The organism is Streptomyces tuirus (genome assembly GCF_014701095.1).
Lineage (GTDB): Bacteria > Actinomycetota > Actinomycetes > Streptomycetales > Streptomycetaceae > Streptomyces > Streptomyces tuirus.
Map to the genome: position 1 here is coordinate 4,785,890 of NZ_AP023439.1, position 20,136 is coordinate 4,806,025.

Consider the following 20,136-nt stretch of genomic DNA (forward strand, 5'->3'; position numbering starts at 1 on the left):
GGGAAAGTCACGGGAGGGCCTGCACGTACGCTCCCGCCATGAGCACTCCAGAGACATCACGGTTTGTACGGCTTCGGGTGGAACTCGTTCTCGAGGTCGACGACGCGGACGCGGTCACCAAGTCCGCGCTGCGCCGGATCGCCGACGAGGCGGAGATGCCGGCGGCGGAGCGAGCCCACGCCGAGGGCGCTGTGACGGAAGACACTGCGGAGGCCCTCGCGTACCTCGTGGATCCGTTCGACCTGGTCAGCCAGGTGCCGGGGGTCGAGCTCCAGCAGGCCTCCTGGAGCAGTGAACGGATTGACTACGACCCCGATTCGCCGGACTGGGACCTCGACGAGGATGATGGCGACGACAGCGACGGCTGAGCTGTCCGGAACTCGTGACCCCGGGCGGCAACCGCCGCCCGGGGTCTTCGCGTCTCAAGCGGCGCACCGACCGCACCCGTAACGACCGGCCCCGTCCGTCACGGACGTGGTGATCCCCACACCTGCGCGACCTGGGGAACCGGATGACCCGGTCGTAGCGTTGAAAGTTCCGGATGAGGACTCACGAGTCCCGGCGAGGGCGCGCGAGTCCCGGTGAGGACTCACGGGTCGCGACGGGGGCACTCACGTTCTCGACGGGGACACTCGGGGTTTTGGGGAAATCGGCAACGATGGAGAAGCGTGTGATGACGGTCAGTAAGCGGCGCAAAGGCCTGACGGTCGCGTCCGCACTGCTCGGCGGAGTGCTGATGCTCTCGGCGTGTTCCGGAGGCGACGACAGCGCCTCCGGCGGCGACGGAGGCGACAGCTCCCAGTCGAAGGTCGACGAGGCCGCGGCGAAGAAGACCTCCGAGGCCCAGATCAAGATCACGCCCGAGGACGGCTCGGACAACGCCTCCATCAACAACTCCGCCGCCGTCACCGTGAGCAAGGGCACGCTCACCGCCGTGAAGATGACGTCGTCGGAGGGCGCGGAGGTCAGCGGCCAGATATCCGCCGACAAGACCAGCTGGAAGCCGACCGCCCAGCTGGAGCGGTCCACCACCTACAGGCTCGCGGCCGAGGCGAAGGACTCCGACGGTCGCGTCGCCCACGAGAACGCCTCGTTCACCACGGTCTCCCCGGCCAACAGCTTCATCGGCAACTTCACGCCGGACGACGGCACCACCGTCGGCGTTGGCATGCCGGTCTCGATCAACTTCGACAAGGCGATCACCAACAAGGCCGCGGTCCAGAAGGGCGTCGAGGTCAGCACGACCAGCGGCCAGGAAGTCGCCTGCCACTGGTTCAACGCCAACCGCATGGACTGCCGGCCCGAGGACTACTGGCAGGAAGGCTCCACCGTCACGCTGAAGCTCGCGCTCGACGGTGTCGAGGGTGCCAAGGGCGTCTTCGGCGTCCAGCAGAAGACGGTCACCTTCAAGATCGGCCGCAACCAGGTCTCCTACGTCGACGCGAAGACCAAGCAGATGAAGATCACGCAGGACGGCAAGACCGTCCGCACGATCCCGATCTCCGCCGGCTCGCCCGAGAACAAGACCTACGAGGGCATCATGGTCATGTCCGAGAAGTTCAAGGAGACGCGCATGAACGGCGCGACCGTGGGCTTCACGGACGACGACGGCAAGGGCGAGTACGACATCAAGGACGTGCCGCACGCCATCCGCCTCTCCAGCTCGGGCACGTTCATCCACGGCAACTACTGGGGCGCGAAGTCCATCTTCGGCAGCGTGAACACCAGCCACGGCTGTGTCGGTCTGCAGGACGCCAAGGGCGCGAACGACCCGAACACCCCGGGCGCGTGGTTCTTCAAGAACTCGATGCTCGGTGACGTGGTGGTCGTCGAGAACACCGGCGACAAGACGGTCGCGCCGGACAACGGCCTCAACGGCTGGAACATGGGCTGGGCCGACTGGAAGGCCGGTTCCGCGGTCTGACGGTCCGCCGGCTCCCTCGACGCAAGGCCGCCGCCCACCCCGGACACACGGGGTGGGCGGCGGCCTTTCGTCCGTTCCCCGCTCTTCTCATCCAGCTCTTATGCGCACCTCAAGTCCTCATCACGGACCGTCCTTAGCTTGCCGCCATGTTCTTCACCTACCTGAGGCGCGAGTTGCGCCGCCGCAGAAGGGCGGCTCTCGTCGTCGCCTCCGGACTCGCGCTCGGTATCGCGCTGGTCATCGTCGTCACGTCCGTGTCCGCCGGCATGGGCAGGGCGCAGGACAAGGTCCTCCAGTCGCTGTACGGGCTGGGCACGGACCTGACCGTCACCAAGGCCGCGGCCCCGGCCGGGAGCAGCTCCGAACGGCCGCGCTTCCGCTTCGACGCCCAGGACGACGACTCGGGCGGTGAGCAGAGCAGCGACCGTGTCATGGTGCAGGGCTTCCAGACCCTGGCGGCATCGACGGTGGGCAAGGTCGGCGCGCAGAGCGGCGTCGCGGACGCGGTGGGCGGGCTGAGCCTCCAGGTCGTCAAGGTCAGCGGGGCGTTCACCCGCGGCCGGTTCGAGCAGGGGGAGAGCGGCGGCGGGCAGGGCGGCGGCCCGGGCGGGGCCCAGCCCTCGCCGCAGGGCCGGGTGGAGGGCGGCGGCGCCGACTTCGACGTCAACTCCTGCTCCGTCTACGGCACCGACGTCACCAAGCCGGCCCTCGGCCCGCTGACCTCCTCGAAGATCACCAGCGGCCGGACGTTCACGACGAGCGAGACGAACGCGAAGGTCGCCGTGGCGGACGCGGCGTACGCCAAGGAGAAGAAGCTCAAGGCGGGCTCCACCGTCACCGTCAAGAGCACCGAGTTCACGGTGGTCGGCATCGCCACGGCCGACAGCGGGGACGCGGCCGCCGACCTCTACGTCCCGCTGAAGCGGGCGCAGACGCTCGCCGGCGCCGAGGACAAGGTCACCACGATCTACGTCAAGCCACCGACTCGCAGCGGATCGACAGCGTCAAGTCGGAGATCGGGAAGAACGTCCCGGGCACGACGGTCACCACCTCCGCCGACCTCGCCGACACCGTCTCCGGCTCGCTGTCCACGGCCTCCTCCCTCGCCGCGAGCGTCGGTAAGTGGCTGTCGATCGTGGTCCTCGTGGCCGCGTTCCTCGTCGCGGGCCTGCTGACGTCCTCGGCGGTCTCCCGCCGGGTGCGCGAGTTCGGCACGCTCAAGGCGCTGGGCTGGAAGTCCGGCCGGGTGACGCGGCAGGTCGTCGGCGAGGCGGTGGTGAACGGCCTGGTGGGCGGTGCGCTGGGGATCGCGCTGGGGCTGGCGGGGGCGTACGCCGTGACGGCCGTGAGTCCCACGCTGCAGGCCCAGTTGGGCGGGGGCGGCGGGGGCGAGGGCTTCCGGGGCGGCATCGGCGGCCCGGGCCGTGCGGCGGCCACGAAGACCCTCGATGTCGCCCTCACCGCACCGGTGAGCCTGACGACGATCGCCCTGGCGGTGGCCCTGGCCGTGACGGGCGGCCTGATCGCGGGAGCCTTCGGCGGCTGGCGGGCTTCCCGGCTGCGCCCGGCGGACGCGCTGCGGCGGGTGGAGTAGGCGCCTCCCTCAGTCCGATGGCACGAGCACGGACCTCAGGGGCGCGGGGCTGTATCGCTACGCGGCTCCGCCGCGTGAGCGCGAACGCCCCCTAGGCACCCGCACTCTCCGGCGGCATCCACCGACCCAGGGGCGCGGGGCTGTATCGATATGCGGCTCCGCCGCGTGAGCGCGAACGCCCCCTAGGCACCCGCACTCTCCGGCGGCATCCACCGGCCCAGGGGCGCGGGGCTGTATCGATATGCGGCTCCGCCGCGAGAGCGCGAACGGCCCCCACGCACCCGCACTCTCCGGCGGCATCCACCGACCCAGGGGCGCGGGGAACTGCGCGAACACCCCCACGCACCCGCACTCGACGAATTACCCCAGGAGCCCACACATGTACGAACTCAGAGCTCTCACCAAGCACTACACCCGTTCCAAAGACACCGTCCAAGCCCTCGACGGCATCGACCTCACCATCCCCGACGGCGACCGCCTGGTCATCCAGGGCCCCACCGGCGGTGGAAAGTCCACGCTGCTCCAGATGCTCGGCGGCCTGGACCGGCCCACTTCCGGCGAGATCGTCCTGGACGGCACCGACCTCGCCGCACTGCCGGAGGCCAGACTGACCCGGGTGAGAAGCGAAAGCATCGGCTTCGTCTTCCAGTCCTTCAACCTCATCCCGACGCTCACCGCGCAGGAAAACGTGGAGACCGCCCTCGTCCCCCTCGGCGTCAAGCCGAAGCAGCGGCGCGAACAGGCCGCCGAAGCACTGAAGTCGGTCGGTCTCGGCGAGCGCCTCGCGCATCTGCCCGGCGAGATGTCCGGCGGTCAGCAGCAACGCGTGGCCATCGCCCGGGCCTTGGTGAAACAACCGAAGGTACTCCTCGCCGACGAACCCACCGGAAATCTGGACGAGTCGATGCGCGACGAGATCATGGACGTACTCGAACGCATGTGGGAGGAGCTCGGCCTCACCTTTGTGATGGTCACCCACGACTCGGCGATAGCGAAGAAGGCGCCGCGTGTGGCGACGATCCGCAAGGGCCGTATCTCTGTCAAGGAGAACGCGCGTGCGTAACCACGCGGCCCTGTAACGGAGTTCCGTCGGCCGTGTAACAGTCGGCCGACGGAATTCTTGCCGTCCTCTCATCTATTGAGCGGCTGATCACCCGTCGGCATACTGCGTATACCGGGGGGTGTACGGGCACGCGTACGAGACCACCCCCGGCCGGGTGAACGGGGAATTCACCCGGTTCTTCTGCAAGGGGGAAACTTGCGCAGACAAGTGAAAAGGGCGTATGCGGCCACAGTCGCCACAGCGGCGGCCGTAGCGCTGGCGGCGGGTATGACCAGCCCGGCGTCGGCCAACGGCGAGCAGGCGGCGGCGTCCGCCAAGCCGGCGTCCCTCACCGCCAAGCACCGCATCACACTCATCACCGGCGACCGCGTCGTGCTGGACGCCAAGGGCCGTGTCATCGGCCTGGAACACGCCAAGGGCCGCGAGAAGGTACCCGTCCAGATCCGCAAGGTCGACGGCCACACCCTCGTCATCCCGGCCGACGCGGCCCGCCTGGTCGCCACCGGCAAGCTCGACCAGCGGCTCTTCGACGTCACCGAGCTCAACAAGTCCGCGACCCGCAAGGCCCAGAAGAAGGGCCTGAAGGTCATCGTCGGCTACCGGGGCAGCGCCGCCGCCACCAAGGCCGACGTCCGCGAGGCCGGCACCCTGAGCCACGCGCTGAAGTCCGTGAACGCGGACGCCGTGCAGACGCCGCAGCAGGACACGCCCGAACTCTGGGACGCGGTCACCAACGGCGAGAAGACCGCCTCCGGTATCGCGCACGTCTGGCTCGACGGCGTCCGCAAGGCCAGCCTCGACAAGTCCGTCCCGCAGATCGGCGCCCCCAAGGCCTGGTCGGCCGGCTTCGACGGCAAGGGCACCAAGATCGCCGTCCTGGACACCGGTGTCGACGCCACCCACGACGACCTCAAGGGTCAGGTGGTCGGCGCCAAGAACTTCACCACCTCGCCCGACGCCTCCGACAAGGTCGGCCACGGCACGCACGTCGCGTCCATCGCGGCCGGCACGGGCAAGAAGTCCGGCGGCACGTACAAGGGCATCGCGCCCGGCGCGAAGATCCTCAACGGCAAGGTCCTCGACGACGGCGGCTTCGGCAGCGACTCCGAGATCCTCGCCGGCATGGAGTGGGCCGCCGCCGAGGGCGCCGACGTCATCAACATGAGCCTGGGCGGCGGCGACACGCCCGCGATCGACCCGCTGGAAGCGGCGGTGAACAAGCTGTCCGACGACAAGGGCGTCCTGTTCGCCATCGCGGCCGGCAACGAGGGCGACTTCGGCGAGCAGACCGTCGGCTCCCCGGGCAGCGCCGCCGCGGCCCTGACCGTCGGCGCGGTCGACGACAAGGACGTGCTGGCGGACTTCTCCAGCCGCGGCCCCGGCATGGACGGCGCCCTCAAGCCCGACGTGACCGCGCCCGGCGTGGACATCACCGCGGCCTCCGCCCCGGGCAACCTGATAGCCCAGGAGGTCGGCGAGAAGCCGGCCGGCTACATGACGATCTCCGGTACGTCGATGGCGACCCCGCACGTCGCGGGCGCGGCGGCGATCCTCAAGCAGCAGCACCCGGACTGGAAGTACGCCGAGCTGAAGGGCGCCCTCACCGGCTCCACCAAGGGCGGCAAGTACACCCCGTTCGAGCAGGGTTCGGGCCGGATCCAGGTCGACAAGGCCATCAAGCAGTCCGTGATCGCCGAGCCGGTCTCCGTGAGCTTCGGGGTGCAGCAGTGGCCGCACACCGACGACAAGCCGGTCACCAAGGAGCTGACGTACCGCAACCTCGGTACGAAGGACGTCACGCTGAAGCTGACGTCGACGGCCACCAACCCCAAGGGCCAGGCCGTCCCGTCCGGCTTCTTCAAGCTCGGCGCCACCTCGGTGACGGTCCCGGCCGGCGGCAAGGCCTCCGTGCCGTTCACCGTCAACACCAAGCTCGGCGGCACGGTCGACGGCGCGTACTCGGCGTACGTGACGGCGACGGGCGGCGGCCAGACCGTCCGCACGGCGGCCGCGGTGCAGCGCGAGGTCGAGTCGTACGACCTGACGCTGAAGTTCCTCGACCGCGACGGCAAGGCGGCGAAGAACTACAGCGCCGACCTGACCGGCATAACCGGCCTGGGCAAGGGCAAGGGGGCCGCGCCGTACGACGAGGACGGCACCGTCACCACCCGTGTCCCCAAGGGCACCTACGTCCTCAACACCAACATCTACGTGGGCGACGACCCCGAGAAGTTCGAGGGCGTCGACTGGCTCGCCCAGCCCAAGCTGAACCTCACCAAGAACACGACGATCACGCTGGACGCCCGCAAGGCCAAGCCGGTGGACATCACCGTCCCGGCCACCGGCGTCACATCGGAGTTCGCCTCGGCCGACTACACGGTGGAGAGCGGTGACAGCAGCTACGGCTTCGGCTGGTGGCTGGACTCCTACGACGGCTTCCGCAGCGCCCACGTCGGCCCGCAGATCACCGACGGTTCGGTGACCCAGCAGTGGGACGGCCACTGGTCCAAGGGCAGCAAGGAGGAGTACAACACCGTCGCCGGCGGCAAGGTCAAGCAGCTCGCCACCGGCTTCACCAAGCACTACAAGGCGAGCGAGCTCGCCACGGTGAAGGCGGGTCTCGGCGCCGCGGCGAGCGGCAAGAAGGGCTCGGTCAACGCGGTGGGCTGGATGCCGTGGAGCTCCAGCGCCTCCTCGATCGGCATGCAGCAGACCCTGCCCGGCACCCGGACGCTCCACCTGTCCGCGCAGGGCGGCGTGAAGTGGCAGCTGGAGTTCGCCCAGTCCGGCGGTGTGGACGCGGACGGCTTCCCGGTCGACGAGGCCGCCTACGCGATGGGCACGCACACATTCGCCGCCGGCAAGAGCTACTCCAAGACCGTCAACACGGCCGTCTTCGGGCCGCGTCTGACCGGCGACTTCGGCGTCATCCGCGAGGGCAACCAGATCTACGGTTCCCTGCCGCTGTTCGCCGACGGCAAGGGCAACGTGGGCTACTCGACGTTCTCCGCGGTCGACACGACCCTGTACCGCAACGGCACCAAGGTCGGCAGCAACAACGACCCGCTGTTCGGTGACAAGCAGTTCAAGGTCCCGTCCGCCGACGCCGAGTACAAGCTGACGACGTCGGTCAAGCGCAGCGTCAAGGTCGCGGCGGCCTCCACCCGTGTCGACGCCAGCTGGACGTTCCGCTCGAAGAAGACCAACAGCATCACGAAGCTGCCCGTCTCCACGGCCCGCTTCGGCGCGACCACCGGCCTGGACAGCAAGGTCCCGGCCGGCAAGACCGTCAAGGTCCCGGTCACCGTCGAGGGCGCGGCCAAGGGCGGCAACCTCAAGTCCCTGTCGGTGTACGTGTCGTACGACTACGGCAAGACCTGGAAGAAGCTCACCGTCAAGGGCGGCAAGGTGAGCGTCAAGAACCCGGCGAAGGGGAAGGCCATCTCCTTCCACGCCAAGATCGCCGACAAGAAGGGCAACAAGTCGACGATCTCGATCTACAACGCGTACTACGGCAAGTAAGCGGTAGCGCGCACGCGTTGACGGCCCGTCGGAAGCCCCCGCTTCCGGCGGGCCCGTCGCATCAGTAGGGTCCTCGCATGACCGCCGCAGTGACCGCCATGATCACCGCCGTCGTGGGTGTCCTCGGCACACTCCTCGCGCCGGTGCTCGGCCGGCGGCTCTCCGCACGGCAGCGCGAGGAGGAGACCCGGGCCGAGGATCAGCGACGCCGGTTCGAGGAGCGCAGGGACGCGTACACGGCCATGAACAGGGCCTCACGCCAGTTCCACACCCTCCTGAAGGACGCCCTGCACCGCCTGCGCGACGGGGTCTACGGCGATGCCGAGCGCGACCAGCTCGAGGAGACCCGGCGCGACTACCGGGACCGGTACGCCGAGGCCCAGATGATCGTTCCCGAGCGGATCCTGGAGGCCTCGCGGTCCGTCAACGAGGTCCTCGCGGGCATCGACGCGGCGGTCAAGCGCCTCGACCGGGGTGTGGCCCGGGAGGGCGATAGCGCGCAGGGCGCCCTGCACGACCTGAAGGAGGCCGAGCCGCGGCTGTCCGCGATGCGGAGGCTGATGCGGGAGGACCTGGGCGTCGCAGACTGAGGCGCGGGTGCCGTTCGCGGGTGCCTCTCACTCCGACGATGCCGGCGCCCTGGTGCCCGAGCGGGTCGCGTCCGCCCCCCAGCTCGCCAGCAGGCGCAGCGCCTCCGCCGACGGGGTGTCCGGCTCCGCGTGGTACGTGATCAGGGACTGCTCGCCGTCGTCCACCAGGCGGAACGTCTCGAAGGACAGGGTCAGATCGCCGGCCAGGGGGTGGCGCAGGCGCTTGACGCCGTAGCTCTTCTCCTTGACGTCGTGGGCGGCCCACAGGCGGCGGAAGTCCTCGCTCTTCACCGACAGCTCGCCCACCAGGGCCGACAGCCGCGGATCGTCCGGGTGGCAGCCCGCGTCCATGCGCAGATAGCCGACGATGTCGGACGCCTTCTGCTCCCACTCCACGAACAGCTCGCGGTACTCGGGCCGCAGGAACACCATCCGTGCCCAGTTCCGCTCCTGGGCCGGCATCTCCGCCCAGTCGCCGAAGAGGGCCGACGCCATCCGGTTCCAGGCCAGGATGTCCGAGCGGCGCCCGACGATGTACGCCGGGACGGACTCGATCGAGTCCAGCAGATGCCGCAGCGCCGGCCGCACCTGCTGGCTGCGCGCCACCGGCTTCTTCTTGTGCTGCTTCGGCTTCGCCAGATGCGACAGATGCGCATGCTCGGCGTCGCTCAGCCGCAGGGCGCGCGCGATCGCGTCCAGCACCTCCGCGGAGACATTGCGGCCGTTGCCCTGCTCAAGGCGCGTGTAGTACGCCACGGACACCCCCGCCAACTGCGACAGCTCCTCGCGGCGCAGCCCGGGCACCCGCCGCCGCCCGAAGTCGGGCAGTCCCACGTCCTCGGGCTTCAGCCGGGCCCGCCGGGTGCGCAGGAACTCACTGAGCTCGGCGCGCCGGTCCAGGCCGCCACCGGCCGTCTGTGCGGGTTCGGGCTGTTCGTCCATGCCGTCCAGTATTCCTGGTCGTACGCACACGAGCCTGACCCCGCCAGTGGTACGCACCGTGTGCGTACGCAAAAGCGTGGTCTGGGTGAGCACGAAGGAATCCGGCACGCTGGTGATCGTGCCCGGTCCGAAGGTCCAGAAGGCAGCCGGGCACGGAACCCCGCTAGGAGAACCCCCGGCATGACCACTGTTGCTGCGTACGCCGCTCCCGCTCCCAAGGCTCCGCTGGAGCGCACCACCATCGAGCGCCGCGAGGTCCGCGAGTTCGACGTCCTGATCGACATCAAGTTCGCCGGCATCTGCCACTCCGACATCCACCAGGCCCAGGAGGGCTGGGGCGAGGCGATCTTCCCGATGGTCCCCGGCCACGAGATAGCCGGTGTCGTCTCCGCCGTCGGCCCCGGCGTCACGAAGTTCGCCGTCGGCGACCGCGTCGGCGTCGGCTGCATGGTCGACTCCTGCCGTGAGTGCGAGAACTGCAAGGCCGGCCGCGAGCAGTACTGCGTGCGGGGCAACGTCCCCACGTACAACGGCATCGGCCACGACGGCGAGCCCACCTACGGCGGCTACTCGCAGAACGTCGTCGTCGACGAGAACTTCGTCGTCCGCATCCCCGACGGCCTCTCCCTCGACGTCGCCGCGCCCCTGCTGTGCGCCGGCATCACCCTCTACTCCCCGCTCCGCCGCTTCGGCGCCGGCCCCGGCAAGAAGGTCGCGATCGTCGGCCTGGGCGGCCTCGGTCACATGGGCGTCAAGATCGCCGACGCCCTCGGCGCCGAGGTGACCGTGCTGTCGCAGTCCCTGCGCAAGCAGGAGGACGGCCTGCGGCTGGGCGCGGACCACTACTACGCCACCAGCGACCCGAAGACCTTCGAGGAGCTCGCCGGCACGTTCGACCTGATCGTGTCCACGGTGTCCGCCCCGCTGGACTTCAACGCCTACCTGTCCCTGCTGAAGACCGAGGGCACCCTGGCCAATGTCGGCGCCCCCGAGGAGCCGATCTCCCTCAACCTCTTCTCGGTGATCGGCGGCGGCAAGACCCTCGCCGGTTCCATGATCGGCGGCATCGCCGAGACCCAGGAGATGCTGGACTTCTGCGCCGAGCACGGCCTCGGCGCCGAGATCGAGCTGATCCGCGGCGACCAGATCAACGAGGCCTACGAGCGGGTCCAGGCCAGCGACGTGCGCTACCGCTTCGTGATCGACACGGCGACGATCTGACCCCGCCCTCCGTGACGCGGCGACCTGACCCCGTACCGTCCGTGACGGCGACGATCTGACCCCGCACCCTCCGTGACACAGCCCTGAGGGCCCCGGCCGCGCGCCGGGGCCCTCAGGGCGTTCGTGATGCACGACGGGGCGCGCGCGGGGTACACCTGGGGGAGTGCACCGGAGGGTCCGCCGCCACGTACGTCAGGGGAGGCCACCATGACCGTGCAGCTCAACCACACCATCGTCGTCACCCACGACAAACGCGCCTCGGCCCGGTTCCTCGCCGACCTCCTGGGGCTCGAGGTGAGCCCGCCCTACGGCCCGTTCCTGCCGGTCGAGATCTCCAACGGCGTGACACTCGACTTCATGGACAGCCCCGGCGCCATCACACCGCAGCACTACGCCTTCCTCGTCTCGGAGGACGAGTTCGACGAGATCTTCGGCCGCATCCAGCAGGCCGGCCTGACCTACTGGGCGGACCCGTTCCACAGCCGCCCCGGCGAGATCAACCACAACGACGGCGGCCGCGGGGCCTACTTCGACGACCCCGACGGACACCGCCTGGAGATCATCACCAGGCCCTACGGCAGCGGCGGCTGAACCCCGCGCACCCCGGCCCGTCACAGCTCACTTGGTCAGCGGGGAGGCCGTCGGCGAGGCCGGGGGCGACGCCGGCGGCGGCTCCTGCCCGCCCTGGTCGAGCCGGAACGGCGGGTACCGGTCCGTCAGCAGCGCGGCGTACGCCGTCACCCGGGCCGACCAGCGGGCGAGGCCGATCAGGAAGTCGAAGAGGTGTCGCGGGTAGCGGGCCGTGAAGAGCAGGATGACGACGGCCACCAGGGAGAGGAACGGCATCAGCCCGCCGCCCCGCCAGTCGTCCCCGCTGCCCCAGCCGCCCACGAACATCGCGACGACGATGTACTGCGGGATCGCCAGCAGCCACCACTTCACCAGGACCAGCCCGCGGGACAGCCGCTCGGGGTAGACGACGTCGAAGTGCGCCGGGTAGTCGGGCACGTCGGCGAGGGTGAACGGCGGATACCTGTCGGTGCCGAGGGCGGTGTGCGCGTAATAGCTGACCCGCCAGTTCCAGCGCAGCACGCCGACGTTGTAGTCGAAGAGGGGTCGCGGGTAGCGGGCGGTGAACAGGATCGCGAAGAAGGCGATCACGGTCACGACGACGAACCCGATCCACAGGAACGCCAGCACGATGTAGTGCGGGATCGCGAGCAGCCACTTCACCAGCCACATCCACCGGGACAGGCGGGGATCGACGGACGCCTCCAGGCGCACGGGCGACGCGGTGACAGGGATCATCTGGCGGCCCTCCTCTCCGCCTGCAGACTCGCAAGCGAGGAGGGGCCCCGCGACCCGGGCGGGGCCGTTCGCGCGGCGGACGCCGCCCGCGCGGCCCCACGGGGGTGCCGCTACGACGGGACGGCGGCTCCGGCGTCCGGCTCGTCGGTCCCCGGTCCGCCGGGCCCCTGCTCACCGGTGCCCGCCTCGCCCGCCGGATCGACGAGCTGCTCACGCACGTAGTTCCAGACCACCGCGATCAGCGCCGCGACGGGCACGGCCAGCAGACTGCCCACGATGCCGGCCAGGCTGCCGCCCAGGGTCACCGCGAGCAGCACCACGGCCGCGTGCAGGCCGAGCCCGCGGCTCTGGATCATGGGCTGGAAGACGTTGCCCTCGAGCTGCTGCACCACGACGATGATGGCCAGCACCATCAGCGCGTCCGTCAGACCGTTGGACACGAGCGCGATGAGCACCGCGACGAAACCGGCGAACAGGGCGCCGATGATCGGCACGAACGCCGAGACGAAGGTCAGCACCGCCAGCGGCAGCACCAGCGGGACACCCAGGACCCACAGGCCCAGGCCGATCAGGACGGCGTCGAGCAGACCGACCGCCGCCTGGGACCGTACGAAGGCACCCAGGGTGGCCCAGCCGCGGTCGAACACGGCCGGCACATCGGTGGCGAGCCGGCCGGGCAGCTGACGGGACAGCCACGGCAGGAACCGCGGGCCGTCCTTGAGGAAGAAGAACATCAGGAAGAGCGCGAGGACGGCCGTGACGACGCCGTTCACCACGGTGCTCACGCCCGTGACCACAGCCCCCACCATGCTGCCGACGCCTTCCTGGGCGCGGGAGACCGCGCTGTCGAAGGCCTTGTTGATCTGCGCGTCCCCGATGTTCAGCGGTGGCCCGGCGGCCCACTCCCGCAGCCGCTGGATGCCTTCCACGACACCGTCCGTCAGCTCCCCGGACTGGGATGCCACGGGGACGGCGATCAGCGCCACCACACCGACGGCGACCAGCAGGAACAGCACGGTCACGACCGACGCGGCCAGCGCCGGCGGCCACCCGCGCCGGCGCAGGAACCGGGCCGCGGGCCAGGTCAGCGTGGTCAGCAGCAGCCCGACCATCAGCGGCCACACCACGGACCACATCCGGCCCAGCAACCACAACGCCACGGCGGACAGGGCGAACACCAGCAGCAACTCGGCGGAAACCCGCGCGGATATCCGCAGCGCGGCACGGGATCTGTCGGAACTCAGGGGCGCAGTCACGCAGGAACCCTACGGGCTGACGGGGCGCCCGCAGCAGCCCCCCGTACCCGGGAACGGACCGTCAGCGGACGGTGTACACACTGAAGATGCGCAGGACCGCTTCGATCTGTGCCCGCGTGCGGTCATCGGGGTTCCCTGTGAGCCGGACGAAGACGACGGACGAGCCCGGGTCTTCCGCGACCAGCAGCGTCAACGGCACCCGGCCGGCCAGCGGGTAGTCGTACCAGCCGCCGGGCTTCTCCGCGTCCGTGCCGGGGAGGGCGGTCTCGATCGCCTGCCAGTCCGAGTCGTCGAAGCCGTAGCCCGAGAACTCCGCGACCGACTCGCACAGCGGCCGCAGGTTCTCCGCGAAGATCCAGCCTCCGCCCAGGACCGCCCCCGAGGGCTCACCCACCGGCCCTGGCCACGCCGATCGGGCAGGACACTCCCGTGCCGCCGATGCCGCAGTAGCCCGCGGGGTTCTTGTCCAGGTACTGCTGGTGGTAGCCCTCCGCCGGGTAGAAGGGACGGCCCTCGGCCGGGACGATCTCCGTGGTGACGGTGCCGTAGCCGGAGGACGTCAGGACCTTCTGGTACGCCTCCCGGGAGGACTTGGCGGTGGCCTCCTGCGCGGGGGTGTGGGTGTAGATCGCCGAGCGGTACTGCGTGCCCACGTCGTTGCCCTGGCGGAAGCCCTGCGTCGGGTCGTGGGACTCCCAGAACGTCTTCAGGAGGCGCTCGTAGGAGATCCGCTCCGGGTCGAAGACCACCCGTACGACCTCGGTGTGGCCGGTCAGGCCTGAGCAGACCTCCTCGTACGTGGGGTTCTCGGTGCGGCCGCCCTGGTAGCCGACGAGGGTCGTCCACACACCGGCCGGGAGCTGCCAGAACTTGCGCTCGGCGCCCCAGAAGCAGCCCAGGCCGAAGTCGGCGGTTTCCAGGCCCTCGGGGTACGGGCCGAGCAGCGGCGTGCCGAGGACGGTGTGGCGGTCGGGGACCGTGAACGCCGGCTCCGGGCGCCCGGGCAGCGCCTGCCCGGCGGTCGGCAGCTGGGGCGTACGGCTGTGCAGGAACATGCGGTCTCCAATCGGGGCGACGCCCTCCTCAACGCGCCGCGACCTCCCGGAATTCCGGCGGGCCCGGGCGGGCCGGGGCGGGGTCCAGGCCCCCGCCCGGGCTCAGTGCGGCAGGCTCGCCGGGCTGCCGCCGTTCGCCTCGTAGCCCGCCACCGCCAGCGCCCGGTACACCGCGAACTCCGCCGCCGGGTCGGCCGACAGGGTCCAGGGCAGGGCGCCCACATGGCCGTCGATGTGTATCAGCTGGTTCATGGCCTCCGACCAGCGCTCACTGCGGACCAGGAAGAAGACCAGCAGGTGCCGCACATGCGCCAGCATCGGGTCGTCGGCGCGGGCCGAGTGCACCGCGTGCAGCGCGCCGTGCATCGCCTTCGTGACGACCTCGCTCTGCCAGAAGCTCGCCACGAGGGTCACCTCGGGGAGGTGCTCGAACACCGCGAAGAGGGGCATCGCCGAGAGGAGGGAGCCCCGGGGCGCACGGGCCGCGGCGGCCTCCGCGAACGCGTACGCCTCCGCCCGGGAGCCGTGCCACTTCTCGCACCAGTAGTGCAGCGCGGCCAGATGCGCCCCCATATGGGCCGGAGCGCGGTCCAGGATCTTCAGCCAGACCTGCTCGAAGTCCTTCTGGGAGTAGCCGAGCCCGCGGGCCACCGACAACTCGACGATGTACGGAATCGGGTCACCGGGGGCGAGCAGCGCCGCCTCGCCGCACGCCGTCCTCGCCTCCTCCATGATGATCCGGAACTCGTCCGTCCCCGGCGTCGCCGTCCGCCACGCCTGCTGCACCAGGAACTCGGCATGCACCGCCGCACCGCCCGCGTCCTTCGGCGCCTCGGCCCGCCACACGCGCAGCCACTGCCCGCCCGGCGCCTCGCTCACCCCGCCGGGCCGCCGCGACAGCTCCAGCGAGGCCGCGCCCGCGAAGGCCTGCACGCGCTGCCAGCGCCGCTCGCCCTCCGTCTCCGTGCCCGCCAGGAGCTGCTGCGCGGCGCGGTGGTCCTGCGTGCGCTGCACCACGTCCAGAACGTCCAGCAGGTCCTGGTCGGGGCCCGGCATGCGGATGTCGAGCTCCTCCTCGCGGACGAAGCCGTAGTTCGCCGGGTCCGCCGCGTCCGGGTGGTCGGGCGAGACCAGCCCTATCGCACCACCGCGCCTGCGCCGCAGGAAGGGGAGCAGCACGAAGCCCAGCATGACCAGCGCGATCAGGACCCACAGAATCTCCATGCAACAAGCGAACCAGACCGCGCCGACAATTGGCCAACCTGCTCCCCGAACCTGTGGAAAACGCTGCCCCGCGCTCTCCCGCGACCTGTGGAAAACCCCGGCCCGCCCCGCCCCCCGGCACGAGCCGCGTCGGCGCACTACCCTCGGTGCTCATGAGCGACAGGCACATCAGTCAGCACTTCGAGACGCTCGCGATCCACGCGGGCAACACCGCCGACCCCCTGACGGGCGCGGTCGTCCCGCCGATCTACCAGGTCTCGACCTACAAGCAGGACGGCGTCGGCGGCCTGCGCGGCGGCTACGAGTACAGCCGCAGCGCCAATCCCACCAGGACCGCGCTGGAGGAGAACCTCGCCGCCCTGGAAGGCGGCCGCCGCGGGCTCGCGTTCGCGTCCGGGCTGGCGGCCGAGGACTGCCTGCTGCGCACGCTGCTCGGCCCCGGGGACCACGTGGTCATCCCGAACGACGCGTACGGCGGCACCTTCCGTCTGTTCGCCAAGGTCGTCGCCCGCTGGGGCGTGGAGTGGTCGGTCGCCGACACGAGCGACCCGGCCTCCGTGCGGGCCGCCCTCACCCCGAAGACCAAGGTCGTCTGGGTGGAGACCCCCTCCAACCCGCTGCTCGGCATCACCGACATCGCCGCGGTCGCCCAGGTCGCCCGGGACGCGGGCGCCCGCCTCGTCGTCGACAACACCTTCGCCACGCCCTACCTGCAGCAGCCGCTGTCGCTGGGCGCGGACGTCGTCGTGCACTCGCTGACCAAGTACATGGGCGGTCACTCCGACGTCGTCGGCGGCGCCCTGGTCACCGCCGACGCCGGCCTCGGCGAGGAACTGGCCTTCCACCAGAACGCGATGGGCGCGGTCGCCGGGCCCTTCGACTCCTGGCTGGTGCTGCGCGGCACCAAGACCCTCTCCGTGCGCATGGACCGGCACAGCGAGAACGCCGTCAAGGTCGCCGACATGCTCACACGGCACGCGCGCGTGACGAGCGTGCTGTACCCGGGCCTGCCGGAGCACCCCGGTCACGAGGTCGCCGCCAAGCAGATGAAGTCGTTCGGCGGCATGATCTCCTTCCGCGTCGCGGGCGGCGAGGAGGCGGCCGTCGAGGTGTGCAACCGGGCGAAGATCTTCACGCTGGGCGAGTCCCTGGGCGGCGTCGAGTCGCTGATCGAGCACCCCGGCCGCATGACGCACGCCTCCGTGGCCGGCTCGGCCCTGGAGGTCCCCGCCGACCTGGTGCGGCTGTCCGTCGGCATCGAGAACGCCGAGGACCTGCTGGAGGACCTGCAGCAGGCGCTCGGCTAGACAGGCTCCCCTCGCGGAGTCACCAGCCGGTGAGGGGTGGAGTCGTGTCGGACGGCGGCTCCACCCAGGGGCGGGCGGTCAGCGCCCACACGGTGAACGCCACGGCCGCCGCGAGCAGCAGCAGCCACATCACGCGGCGGGCCAGCGCCCGGCGCCGCAGCATCCGCCCGCCGCGGCGCACCGCCTCGGTGTGGATCTCGGGCGGCACGGGCCGCGGCGTCTGCTCCAGGAGCCGCCGTACGGCCGCCTCGCGGTCGTTCCCGCTCATGCCGCTCTCCGATCGCCGGACGGGCTCATGAGCGCACTGCCTTCGCGGTCGCCGGATGGGCTCATGAGCGCACTGCCTTCGCGGTCGCCGGACGGGCTCATGAACGCTCGCCTTCGCGGTCGCCGGATGGGCTCATGAGCGCACTGCCTTCGCGGTTGCCGGATGGGCTTATGACCGCACTGCCTTCGCGGTTGCCGGACGGGCTCATGAGCGCACCGCCTTCGCGGTCGCCGGACGGGCTCATGAGCGCACTGCCTTCGCGGCCGTCACCGCAGGCGCCGGGCCCCGCGGCCGGTGCAGCAGGACCGACATCGCCCGGTGGCGGATCGCCCGTACCCGTTCGGGGGACAGGCCCAGCAGGGCCGCCGTCTGCTCCTCGGCGACACCCTCGTAGAGCCTGAGGACCAGGATCAGCCGTTCCTGAGGCGTGAGCGGCGCCAGGGGACTCGCGGGATGCGGCCGGGAGCGGCCGAGCGCGCCGTAGTGGTGCCACGTGCCGCGCGCGAAGCGGGTGACCAGGTACTGGCGGGTGCGGTCGTACGGATCCTCGCCGTGCAGCCGGTCCCAGCTCGCGTAGGTGTGCGCCAGCGACAGCGTCAGCAGGCGCCGCGCGCGCGGGTTGTCGTCGGGGGCCTCGGCGGTCAGCAGCGTGGCGGCGTGCAGCAGCCGCCCGGCCGCGCCCGCGACGAACGCCTCGAACTCCCGGGTGCGACGGGTTGCCCGGGATACATGCCGCTCCAGCACCGCGCCTCCCGCCTGACGGCGACCCTGAGGATGCGGGCACCCGGCCGCGCGCGACGGGGACCCGGTCTCATATCAGGCCAGGTACGGCCCCGAGGTCAAGAGCCGCGCACGGCTCGGGCGGCGCCACGCGCGCGTGGAGTCCGGGCCGTGGCACCGGACGGTGTGCGGTACGGCGTGTCAGGACTCCGGCTGTGCCTCGGGCCCGGGCACGCCCTGCGCCGCCATCCGCGAGGACAGCGCGCTGTTGAAGCGCGTGAGGAGGTCGCAGAACGCCTCGCGCTCGTCCGGCTCCCAGTCGTGGGTCAGCTCGGCCATCAACTGGCGCCGGGAGGAGCGCACTTCCTCCAGCCGGGCCTGCCCGCGCGGGGACAGCTGGAGCACCACCGCGCGCCCGTCCTCGGGGTGGGAGGTGCGCTTGACCAGGCCGGTGTCGACGAGCGGCGCCACCTGCCGGGTGACCGTCGAGGAGTCGATCCCCATGCTCGCGGCGAGCGCCTTGACGCCCATCGGGCCTTCTTTGTCGAGGCGGTTGAGCAGCAGGTACGCGGCGCGGTCCATGGAGTTGCGCACCTGCCCGACTCCACCGAGCCGGGTCTGTTCGGCACGGCGGGCGAACAGCGCCACCTCGTGCTGCAGCGTGTCGAGAAGACCGGTGTCACCGACGGTCGTCATGTCCATCGACATTTCAGGTGTTGTGGGCATGGCCGGGGGCTCACTTCGTGGAGGGCTGGCAGATTGGGGGACAGGGTACGCGGCCGGAAGGCGGGCCGTACCGACGCTGCGCAAAGCGGGTCTCGGAGGTTGGTCACAACGGTTGTTCCCGCCTGTGAACTGCGATGCTGGAGTCATGAGCTACAGCACGGCTGACTCCTTTCGGCCCGTCACCCTCGACGACGTGCGCGGCGCACAGAAGATGCTCTCGGGTGTGGCGCGGGTGACCGCGATGGAGGGCAGCAGGCACCTGTCCCAGACGGCCGGTGCGCCGGTGCACCTCAAATGCGAGAACCTCCAGCGGACGGGCTCGTTCAAGCTGCGCGGCGCCTACGTCCGGATCGCCGGTCTGCTGCCTGAGGAGCGCGCTGCCGGTGTCGTCGCCGCCAGCGCCGGCAATCACGCGCAGGGTGTCGCCCTCGCGTCCGCCCTGCTCGGCGTGCGCTCCACGGTGTTCATGCCCAAGGGTGCCCCGCTGCCGAAGGTGAGCGCCACCCGGGACTACGGGGCCGAGGTGCGGCTGCACGGCCAGGTGGTCGACGAGACGCTGGCCGCCGCACAGGAGTACGCGGCCGAGACGGGCGCGGTGTTCATCCACCCCTTCGACCACCCGGACATCATCGCGGGCCAGGGGACGGTGGGCCTGGAGATCCTGGAGCAGTGCCCTGAGGTGCGCACGATCCTCGTCGGCATCGGCGGGGGAGGCCTGGCCGCCGGGATCGCCGTGGCGGTGAAGTCGCTGCGGCCGGACGTGCGGGTGGTGGGGGTGCAGGCGGCGGGCGCGGCGGCCTACCCGCCCTCGCTGGCGGCGGGCCGGCCGGTGTCGGTCGAGAACCCGGCGACGATGGCCGACGGCATCAAGGTCGGGCGGCCCGGTGACGTGCCGTTCGGGATCATCGGCGAGCTGGTCGACGAGGTGCGCACGGTCAGCGAGGACGAGCTGTCCGCCGCGCTGCTGCTGTGTCTGGAGCGGGCCAAGCTGGTCGTCGAGCCGGCCGGGGCGAGCCCGGTCGCGGCGCTGATGAGTGCGCCCGGCGCCTTCGAGGGGCCGGTCGTGGCGGTGCTGTCCGGCGGCAATGTCGACCCGGTGCTGATGGAGCGGGTGCTGCGGCACGGCATGGCCGCGCAGGGCCGCTACCTCGCGGTCCGGCTGCGGCTGACGGACCGGCCCGGTGCTCTCGCCACTCTTCTGGGTGTGTTGTCAGTGGTCGACGCTAACGTCCTCGATGTGAGCCACGTCCGAACCGACCCGCGGCTCGGGCTCACGGAGGCGGAGGTCGAGCTGCACCTGGAGACGAAGGGCCCGGCGCACTGCGCCGAGGTGGGTCAGGCGCTGCGCGAGGCGGGCTACACGGTCATCGGCTGAGCGCACGGTCCTCGGCCGGCCCGGCACCGAAGCTGTTCAAG

Annotated in this window: 18 protein-coding genes and 1 pseudogene; 10 read left to right on the forward strand and 9 right to left on the reverse strand. The window is 70.8% G+C overall.

Features of this window, described 5'->3' with window-relative positions; translation table 11 throughout:
* The first annotated feature begins 38 nt into the window (after positions 1-38).
* From IGS69_RS22155 to IGS69_RS22180, 6 genes and pseudogenes are all read left to right on the forward strand, one after another.
* The gene (locus IGS69_RS22155) at positions 39-368 is read left to right on the forward strand and encodes a hypothetical protein (protein WP_190902279.1); all 330 of its coding nucleotides are present in this window, start codon (positions 39-41) and stop codon (positions 366-368) included.
* 305 nt (positions 369-673) lie between these two features.
* On the forward strand, positions 674-1,924 hold the full coding sequence (locus IGS69_RS22160; RefSeq protein ID WP_190902280.1) for a L,D-transpeptidase: 1,251 nt from the start codon (positions 674-676) through the stop codon (positions 1,922-1,924).
* Between the two features lie 146 nt (positions 1,925-2,070).
* Positions 2,071-3,518 (forward strand): annotated as a pseudogene (locus IGS69_RS22165) (ABC transporter permease).
* A gap of 379 nt (positions 3,519-3,897) precedes the next feature.
* Positions 3,898-4,581: an ABC transporter ATP-binding protein gene (locus IGS69_RS22170; RefSeq protein ID WP_190902281.1), complete on the forward strand. Its 684-nt coding sequence runs from the start codon at positions 3,898-3,900 to the stop codon at positions 4,579-4,581.
* A gap of 267 nt (positions 4,582-4,848) precedes the next feature.
* Positions 4,849-8,103 (forward strand): S8 family peptidase, encoded by a 3,255-nt coding sequence (locus IGS69_RS22175; RefSeq protein ID WP_232543612.1) that lies wholly within the window; start codon positions 4,849-4,851, stop codon positions 8,101-8,103.
* 77 nt (positions 8,104-8,180) lie between these two features.
* Complete coding sequence (locus IGS69_RS22180; protein WP_190902282.1) at positions 8,181-8,693, forward strand: hypothetical protein; 513 nt, start codon at positions 8,181-8,183, stop codon at positions 8,691-8,693.
* Positions 8,694-8,720: 27 nt separating this feature from the next.
* Here IGS69_RS22180 and IGS69_RS22185 read toward each other — a convergent pair whose 3' ends face one another.
* Positions 8,721-9,635 carry a helix-turn-helix domain-containing protein gene (locus tag IGS69_RS22185; RefSeq protein WP_190902283.1) on the reverse strand — a complete coding sequence of 305 codons (915 nt, stop codon included), beginning with the start codon at positions 9,633-9,635 and terminating at the stop codon, positions 8,721-8,723.
* A 180-nt stretch (positions 9,636-9,815) separates the two neighbouring features.
* Here IGS69_RS22185 and IGS69_RS22190 point away from each other — a divergent pair, with 180 nt between their 5' ends.
* The gene (locus IGS69_RS22190; RefSeq protein WP_190902284.1) at positions 9,816-10,856 is read left to right on the forward strand and encodes an NAD(P)-dependent alcohol dehydrogenase; all 1,041 of its coding nucleotides are present in this window, start codon (positions 9,816-9,818) and stop codon (positions 10,854-10,856) included.
* Positions 10,857-11,063: 207 nt separating this feature from the next.
* Positions 11,064-11,447 carry a VOC family protein gene (locus IGS69_RS22195; protein WP_190902285.1) on the forward strand — a complete coding sequence of 128 codons (384 nt, stop codon included), beginning with the start codon at positions 11,064-11,066 and terminating at the stop codon, positions 11,445-11,447.
* Between the two features lie 27 nt (positions 11,448-11,474).
* Here the strand turns inward: IGS69_RS22195 and IGS69_RS22200 are convergent, their stop codons facing one another.
* The 5 genes from IGS69_RS22200 to IGS69_RS22220 form a co-directional block, all read right to left on the reverse strand.
* Complete coding sequence (locus tag IGS69_RS22200) at positions 11,475-12,164, reverse strand: DUF4389 domain-containing protein (RefSeq protein ID WP_190902286.1); 690 nt, start codon at positions 12,162-12,164, stop codon at positions 11,475-11,477.
* A gap of 110 nt (positions 12,165-12,274) precedes the next feature.
* Complete coding sequence (locus IGS69_RS22205; RefSeq protein WP_232543613.1) at positions 12,275-13,420, reverse strand: AI-2E family transporter; 1,146 nt, start codon at positions 13,418-13,420, stop codon at positions 12,275-12,277.
* A gap of 61 nt (positions 13,421-13,481) precedes the next feature.
* The gene (locus tag IGS69_RS22210) at positions 13,482-13,814 is read right to left on the reverse strand and encodes a hypothetical protein (protein ID WP_190902287.1); all 333 of its coding nucleotides are present in this window, start codon (positions 13,812-13,814) and stop codon (positions 13,482-13,484) included.
* Positions 13,807-14,475 carry a peptide-methionine (S)-S-oxide reductase MsrA gene (gene msrA, locus IGS69_RS22215; RefSeq protein WP_190902288.1) on the reverse strand — a complete coding sequence of 223 codons (669 nt, stop codon included), beginning with the start codon at positions 14,473-14,475 and terminating at the stop codon, positions 13,807-13,809. The genes IGS69_RS22210 and msrA overlap by 8 nt, the downstream gene beginning before the upstream one ends.
* A 102-nt stretch (positions 14,476-14,577) precedes the next feature.
* Positions 14,578-15,699: a hypothetical protein gene (locus tag IGS69_RS22220; protein WP_190902289.1), complete on the reverse strand. Its 1,122-nt coding sequence runs from the start codon at positions 15,697-15,699 to the stop codon at positions 14,578-14,580.
* Positions 15,700-15,851: 152 nt separating this feature from the next.
* On the opposite strand from IGS69_RS22220, the gene IGS69_RS22225 reads away from it, so the two are divergent.
* Positions 15,852-17,006: a cystathionine gamma-synthase gene (locus IGS69_RS22225; protein ID WP_190902290.1), complete on the forward strand. Its 1,155-nt coding sequence runs from the start codon at positions 15,852-15,854 to the stop codon at positions 17,004-17,006.
* A gap of 19 nt (positions 17,007-17,025) precedes the next feature.
* Here IGS69_RS22225 and IGS69_RS22230 read toward each other — a convergent pair whose 3' ends face one another.
* From IGS69_RS22230 to IGS69_RS22240, 3 genes are all read right to left on the reverse strand, one after another.
* Positions 17,026-17,274: a hypothetical protein gene (locus tag IGS69_RS22230; protein ID WP_190902291.1), complete on the reverse strand. Its 249-nt coding sequence runs from the start codon at positions 17,272-17,274 to the stop codon at positions 17,026-17,028.
* Positions 17,275-17,514: 240 nt separating this feature from the next.
* Positions 17,515-18,018, reverse strand: coding sequence for a sigma factor-like helix-turn-helix DNA-binding protein (locus IGS69_RS22235; protein WP_190902292.1), 504 nt, complete (start codon positions 18,016-18,018; stop codon positions 17,515-17,517).
* A 177-nt stretch (positions 18,019-18,195) separates the two neighbouring features.
* The gene (locus IGS69_RS22240) at positions 18,196-18,702 is read right to left on the reverse strand and encodes a MarR family winged helix-turn-helix transcriptional regulator (protein ID WP_190902293.1); all 507 of its coding nucleotides are present in this window, start codon (positions 18,700-18,702) and stop codon (positions 18,196-18,198) included.
* A 163-nt stretch (positions 18,703-18,865) separates the two neighbouring features.
* On the opposite strand from IGS69_RS22240, the gene ilvA reads away from it, so the two are divergent.
* On the forward strand, positions 18,866-20,095 hold the full coding sequence (ilvA, locus tag IGS69_RS22245) for a threonine ammonia-lyase (RefSeq protein WP_190902294.1): 1,230 nt from the start codon (positions 18,866-18,868) through the stop codon (positions 20,093-20,095).
* The last annotated feature ends 41 nt before the right edge of the window (positions 20,096-20,136 follow it).

Excerpts from the sequence above, each read along its gene's own strand:
- IGS69_RS22185 (WP_190902283.1), bottom strand. The coding sequence starts at position 9,635 with ATGGACGAACAGCCCGAACCCGCACAGACGGCCGGTGGCGGCCTGGAC.
- IGS69_RS22170 (WP_190902281.1), top strand. The coding sequence starts at position 3,898 with ATGTACGAACTCAGAGCTCTCACCAAGCACTACACCCGTTCCAAAGAC.
- IGS69_RS22175 (WP_232543612.1), top strand. The coding sequence starts at position 4,849 with ATGACCAGCCCGGCGTCGGCCAACGGCGAGCAGGCGGCGGCGTCCGCC.
- IGS69_RS22155 (WP_190902279.1), top strand. The coding sequence starts at position 39 with ATGAGCACTCCAGAGACATCACGGTTTGTACGGCTTCGGGTGGAACTC.
- IGS69_RS22195 (WP_190902285.1), top strand. The coding sequence starts at position 11,064 with ATGACCGTGCAGCTCAACCACACCATCGTCGTCACCCACGACAAACGC.
- IGS69_RS22240 (WP_190902293.1), bottom strand. The coding sequence starts at position 18,702 with ATGTCGATGGACATGACGACCGTCGGTGACACCGGTCTTCTCGACACG.
- IGS69_RS22190 (WP_190902284.1), top strand. The coding sequence starts at position 9,816 with ATGACCACTGTTGCTGCGTACGCCGCTCCCGCTCCCAAGGCTCCGCTG.
- IGS69_RS22160 (WP_190902280.1), top strand. The coding sequence starts at position 674 with ATGACGGTCAGTAAGCGGCGCAAAGGCCTGACGGTCGCGTCCGCACTG.
- ilvA (WP_190902294.1), top strand. The coding sequence starts at position 18,866 with ATGAGCTACAGCACGGCTGACTCCTTTCGGCCCGTCACCCTCGACGAC.
- IGS69_RS22225 (WP_190902290.1), top strand. The coding sequence starts at position 15,852 with ATGAGCGACAGGCACATCAGTCAGCACTTCGAGACGCTCGCGATCCAC.
- IGS69_RS22200 (WP_190902286.1), bottom strand. The coding sequence starts at position 12,164 with ATGATCCCTGTCACCGCGTCGCCCGTGCGCCTGGAGGCGTCCGTCGAT.
- IGS69_RS22220 (WP_190902289.1), bottom strand. The coding sequence starts at position 15,699 with ATGGAGATTCTGTGGGTCCTGATCGCGCTGGTCATGCTGGGCTTCGTG.
- IGS69_RS22180 (WP_190902282.1), top strand. The coding sequence starts at position 8,181 with ATGACCGCCGCAGTGACCGCCATGATCACCGCCGTCGTGGGTGTCCTC.
- msrA (WP_190902288.1), bottom strand. The coding sequence starts at position 14,475 with ATGTTCCTGCACAGCCGTACGCCCCAGCTGCCGACCGCCGGGCAGGCG.
- IGS69_RS22230 (WP_190902291.1), bottom strand. The coding sequence starts at position 17,274 with ATGAGCGGGAACGACCGCGAGGCGGCCGTACGGCGGCTCCTGGAGCAG.